The following is a 6,173-nucleotide window of genomic DNA, read 5'->3' as shown; positions in this document are numbered from 1 at the left end:
AGTCGGTTTCTAAGCTTTTCTGTAGGTATCTGCGCTGAAAGGGTGTTAAGCAAAGACCTGGATTTTCCATAACGATTCCCCCTGGTAGAACTTGCACTCTTTGGAAGTTCGTTTAGCTTCTTTGCGAACCTCTGCTTACTTATCGGAATCAAAAGTCTATGAATTCCGCAACTTGTTACAAAACTTCACAATTATCAAGTAATTGGTCATCAGTTAGGCTTTTCAGGCGTTGATGCTGTGACTGGTCAAAAGCAGTGATAAAAAAGTGACGATGAAATCAAAGATATAGCTTCAGGATCAATGTGGGTGACTTTGAGTATTTCAGAGCGTCAAAATACTTTAATTTATAAGACAAAAATACCTTTAACTTGAAATTTAAAAACCTTAAATAATGAAAACATAAGTACTTGAGTTATGCGTAGAAAATCACTTTAAACCTATTGCTTTTATCAATTGAATATCAGAATATTTCAATGGAGTTAGACAAGACATCACTAATTCCACATCAACATAACTCTGGAAAAGGAAAACGACAATGTTAAGCACCAAAGAAAACTTGAAACAAATTGAGATGGACACTATTCAACAGGAACCATTGTTGACCGAGTTGACTCCCGAAGCAGCAGCTACCGTCGAGGGAGGCATTCTAAGGAGGGTGAATGTCGACAGAGGAAATTTGAATATTCGTTCTACTCCCTTTATTCCCACACCCTCTAACGCCAACATCATCGGCTCTATCCCGAATAGCTTGACCATTGACGTGACAAATATCGTCAGGGGCGGGTTCCGCCGGCTCACCGCAAGAACAACAAGATTATATACGCAAGGGCGATCATCGGTTGGATGGGTGGCAAACCGTCTCCTCGAGTAGTCTAGTAGACAAAATGAAAGCACGAGGGGCTACTAGGCAAGCTAAATAATTTTCATCGTTTAGATTACAGCTTTGCAGCAGTAGCCTAACGCCTAGTAGTCCGAGTGGACAAGCTCAATACCCACTTCAGTCGGAGCAATTCCTCCGACCGAAGTTTCTCCCCAAAATAATACCAATTGAGTTAGTTGTTGATAGACTCATTTGTATTTTAATAGCGAAGCGTTCATTTTAAGCTCAAAAACAAAATAGGATAGGTCTTTAAGAAAAATGCGCTACCAAAGTGTACTTCAACACAGTGAAGAAGACTGTGGTGCTGCTTGCATTGCCACTGTTGCCAAACACTACGGACGCACCTTTGCCATAAGTCGGGTGCGGGAAGCCGTTGGTACAGGGTCACGAGGAACTTCTCTGCTGGGGTTGAGCCGGGGTGCTGAAACTTTAGGATTCAATGCTCGCCAAGTCAAAGCCTCAGAGCAACTGCTTGACTCTTTGCACAAAATTTCTCTACCAGCGATCATTCACTGGAAAGGCTATCACTGGGTCGTTTTATACGGGCAAAAGGGTAAAAAATACGTAATTGCTGACCCTGGTGTAGGTATCCGTTATCTCACACGCGAGGAGTTGCTCGAAGGATGGGGCAATGGCATCATGCTGCTGCTAACGCCAGATGATAACCGCTTTTATCAGCAATCAGATGATAAAATTGGCGGCTTTGGGCGTTATTTGATGCGGGTTTTACCCTATCGCGCCATTCTCATCCAGGCTATAGCAATTAACATCGTCATCGGACTACTTTCCCTTGTCTCTCCTTTAATGATGCAATTGCTCACCGATGACGTACTCGTGCGGGGAGATACCCAACTGCTAACGGTCGTGGCTATTGGTGCGATCGCTATGAGTCTATTTAGCAGTGTGATGGGTTTAGTACAGTCTCACCTAATTGGTCACTTTAGTCAACGACTGCAATTAGGGCTAATTCTAGAATACGGGCGACAACTCCTGCGCTTGCCCCTCTCGTATTTTGAAGGACGACGCAGTGGGGAAGTAGTCAGCCGCATTGCCGATGTGGATCACATCAATGAGCTAGTTTCCGAAATTGTCCTCGGTTTACCCAGCCAATTTTTTATTGCCTTGGTTTCTTTGGCCTTTATGCTCTTCTACAGTTGGGGACTGACTTTGGCAACCCTTGCTGCCTTTGTGATTGTCGTCCTTGTCAACTTGCTGTTTCTCCCAGCCTTGCGTCAAAAAACCCGCAGGGAGATCGTCTTAGGTACAGAAAACCAAGGCTTTCTCGTCGAAACTTTTCATGGTGTCCAAGTGCTAAAAACTACCCAAGCCACTCCCCAAGCTTGGCAGGAGTATCAGGCGAATTATGGTCGCCTTGCTAACTTGGGCTGGAGTACGATGAAATTGGGGCTTTACAGCGGCACAATCACTAATATTTTTTCTACTTTTACTAATATTGCCTTACTGTGGTTAGGCTCATACCTGGTGATTAATCGCACTTTAAGCATAGGTCAGTTGCTAGCATTTACTGGTATGAGTGGCAACTTTCTCGGCTTTTTGGGTTCAGTCATCGGCTTAGTTGATGAGTTCATCACTGCCCAGATTGTCATCCAACGCTTGACGGAGGTGATTGATGCTACCCCAGAAGACGACAAAGACGAGAAAAAGCCTTGGGCAGAACTTAAGGGAAATATAGATATTACTTGCACCAACCTTAATTTCCACCACGCAGGTAGAGTTGACTTACTGCAAGATTTTTCCCTAACTATCTCTGGCGGCCAAGTCATTGCCCTGATTGGTAAATCTGGCTGTGGAAAAAGTACCCTCGCCAAACTACTTGCGGGTTTATATTTCCTCCAATCTGGGAATATTCGCTATGGCATCTATAATCAGCAAGACCTCTCGATGGAATGTCTGCGGCAACAGGTGGTGCTAGTACCTCAAGAACCTCACTTCTGGAGTCGCTCAATTCTTGAAAACTTCCGCTTCAGCTATCCTCAAATCGCCTTTGAACAAATTGTGCAAGCTTGCGAGATTGCTGGTGCAGATGAGTTTATTAGTAAATTGCCCGATAAATATCAAACTGTTTTAGGCGAATTTGGCGCGAATCTTTCTGGTGGACAACGGCAGAGATTAGCGATCGCTAGAGCTATAGTTACTGATCCACCAGTATTAATTTTAGATGAATCCACTGGCGCTCTCGACCCAGTGAGTGAAGCCCAACTGCTAGATAGACTGCTGTCTCATCGGCTGGGCAAAACCACAATTATGATTAGCCATCGCCCCAAAATTGTCCAACGAGCTGATTGGATTGTACTGCTGGAGGAAGGACGTTTAAAAATCCAAGGCACTCCAGAGGCTCTACGCCATCAACCTGGTGAACACTTAGACTTTTTAGACAGCGTTGACCCATTTACAAATGGTTTAGTGCCTAAATCCTCTAACTCTAACGGTAAATTAAGCACTATCAGTAAATAAAATAGTATGATTAGCCATTCCAACTCAGACTACTTACCGCCAATTCAAGACAATGAGTTTCTCCCGCCACTTGGCCGTTGGACTACTTGGGGCGGAGTAGTTCTTGTCTGTGCTGTGGGGTTAGCTATTCCACTCGCCTCTGTTACCAAATATAAAGTAACCGTTAAAGCACAAGCTGTTGTCCGCCCTGCTGGTGAATTGCGGCTTGTTCAAGCTGCTACGGAAGGTCAGGTGACGCAGGTTTTTGTTGCAGAAAATCAAGTTGTCAAGAAAGGGGATGTCATTGCCACTATTGACAACTCGAAGCTACAAACTAAAAAGAGCCAACTCGAAAGTAACATTGGGCAAAGTCGTTTACAACTCTTTCAAATTAATGCCCAGATTAACGCCATTAATAGCCAGGTTTTAGCTGAAACTGAACGACTCAACCGGGTTATTGCAGGTGCTGAAGCTGAATTAAGCGATCGCAGCCGGAACTATCAAGATAAACTGATTACTACCGCTACTGATGTCAAAGAAGCGGATGCCAATGTCAAAGCCACGGATGCTATTCTGAAAGCAGCCCAGTCAAAGCGAAATCGTTATGAGACTGTAGCCAAAGCCGGAGCCTTGTCTCAAGATCAATTTGAGGAAGCACAACTAGCTGTTCGCCAGCAAGAACAAGCACTCTTAGCAGCTAAAGCCAAATTGCAAAATGTCCAAACTGCCCTCAATCCCAGTAATGCACAAATAGCGATCGCTTATAATCGCATTGCCCAAGAAAAAGCTACAGGTCAAGCCAGCATTGCTACTTTAGACAAAGAACGCCAAGCTCTAATCCAGCAACGAATTGAAATTCAAAAACAGCTAGAGCGCGACACCCGCGAACTCCAACAGGTAAATATCGACCTCAGCCAGACTATAATTACTGCCACAGCAGACGGGATTATTTCTAAATTAAACCTGCGAAACTCCGGTCAAACTGTTCCTGCTGGACAGGAGATTGCCCAAATTGTCCCCAGTGATGCTTCCTTGGAGATTAAGGCAGCAGTAGCACTTCAGGATAAAAATAAATTGAAACAAGGTCAAACGGTACAAATGCGGGTTTCTGCTTGTCCTTATCCAGATTATGGGACTCTCAAAGGCAAGGTTAAGACGATTTCCCCAGATACGATTGCACCTCAAGGGAATGCTGCTAATGCCACCGACACAACATCTGCCAACCAAAAGATGGCAGCCGTTGGTGGGTTCTATGGGGTAACAATTGAGCCAGAAAGGCTTTCTCTAGGTAGGGAAAAACATCAGTGTGCTATTCAATTGGGAATGGAGGGTACAGTCGATATTATTTCTAGAGAAGAGACTGTGTTGCAATTCTTTTTGAGGAAGGCGAGGTTGATTGCAGACTTGTAGTGCGTTGGCGTAGCCCGCCGCAGGCATCGCAGCGTAACTATTCGTAACTATTTATCGTAATCCTACCGTGGGTTTTCTATCTATCCTTATAGGGGTTGTAGTTAACTTGCTAGTTATTTAAGGGGTGCAATGTCTAGAATAAAGCGAAGTAGGCAGTATTGGCGCTGGAAATTAGCACTGGGAAGTTGGTTGGTGATGGGTAGTGCGATCGGCGAAGCTGTATTGCAGACATTCGCTTTCTCTTTTAATTGCGCTTTAGCCCAAATTACCCCTGATAGCACTCTACCCAATAATTCGAGTGTTACAACACAAGGCAACATCAGTACCATTGAAGGGGGAACCCAAGCTGGAAGCAACTTGTTCCACAGTTTTCAGGAGTTTTCCGTTCCAAGGGGCGGCACTGCTTTCTTTAATAATGCTGCGAATATTCAAAATATTATCAGTCGGGTAACGGGTGGATCAGCTTCTGATATTGATGGGTTAATTCGCGCTAATGCTGCGGCTAACCTGTTTCTAATTAATCCCAACGGGATTGTATTTCGTCAGAATGCTCAATTAAATGTTGGTGGTTCCTTTGTTGCGACAACAGCGAGTAGCCTGAATTTTGCTGATGGTAACCAGTTTAGTGCAACTGCGTCCCAAACAACTCCACTGCTAACTGTCAGTGTACCGCTTGGTCTACAATTTGAACCAACTGCCGGAAGTATCGTAAATCAATCCCGAACAACCAATATTAGTGGCGAACCTGTTGGTTTACAGGTACAGCCAGGTAAAACCTTAGCACTTGTGGGCGGCAATGTTACATTAGAAGGCGCGACGATGCAAGCTCCAGGTGGTCGAGTGGAGTTGGGAGGATTAGCCGGATCGGGAACGGTAGAGTTTGGTGATAGCAACAATTTGCGTTTGAGTTTTCCAGATAACATTGCACGAGGAGATGTAGTACTTACCAATGGAACTTTTGTTGGTGTAGCCGCAGGAGGTGGTGGCAGCATTGCAATCAATGCCCGGAATATAGATGTTCTGGGAGCAAGTTATCTTCTTGCTGGGATCGACTCTGGTTTGGGATCGGGGACTGCTGTTGCAGGAGATGTTACGCTCAATGCGACAGGGACAATAGCACTCAAGCAATCAAGCAATATTATCAACGAAGTCAGCCCATTAGCTACTGGTAATAGTGGAAATATTGATATCAAAACTGAATCACTTGACCTTGAAAACGCTTTTTTGAGTGCCAGCACCTTTGGATTGGGAAATGGGGGCACTATCAAGATCAATGCTCGCGATAGCGTCTCCTTCTTTAATGGGAGTAAAGTATTCAGCCAAGTGGAACCAGATGCCGTAGGTAATAGTGGCGGTATCAATATTACCACTGGGTCGCTCTCTTTAACGAACAGTGAATTGTTAGCCCACACCTTTGGAGTGGGAAATG

The 6,173-nt window shown here is 44.6% G+C and carries 4 protein-coding genes; all 4 read left to right on the top strand.

Annotated elements, in window-relative coordinates; all coding sequences use genetic code 11:
• Positions 1 to 535: 535 nt before the first annotated feature.
• Positions 536 to 871: a hypothetical protein gene (locus VE944_RS10995; RefSeq protein WP_324976544.1), complete on the top strand. Its 336-nt coding sequence runs from the start codon at positions 536 to 538 to the stop codon at positions 869 to 871.
• 267 nt (positions 872 to 1,138) lie between these two features.
• Positions 1,139 to 3,355, top strand: a complete 2,217-nt coding sequence (locus VE944_RS10990; RefSeq protein WP_324976541.1) for a peptidase domain-containing ABC transporter — start codon at positions 1,139 to 1,141, stop codon at positions 3,353 to 3,355.
• 6 nt (positions 3,356 to 3,361) lie between these two features.
• Positions 3,362 to 4,744, top strand: coding sequence for an HlyD family secretion protein (locus tag VE944_RS10985; protein ID WP_324976539.1), 1,383 nt, complete (start codon positions 3,362 to 3,364; stop codon positions 4,742 to 4,744).
• Positions 4,745 to 4,873: 129 nt separating this feature from the next.
• A partial coding sequence (locus VE944_RS10980) for a filamentous hemagglutinin N-terminal domain-containing protein (RefSeq protein ID WP_324976536.1) occupies positions 4,874 to 6,173 on the top strand: 1,300 nt, incomplete at its 3' end.

It is taken from the genome of Nostoc sp. (assembly GCF_035638895.1).
Classification (GTDB): Bacteria; Cyanobacteriota; Cyanobacteriia; order Cyanobacteriales; family Nostocaceae; genus Nostoc.
The sequence above is the reverse complement of the archived record's forward strand: the minus strand, read 5'-3'. Positions and strand labels throughout refer to the sequence as shown.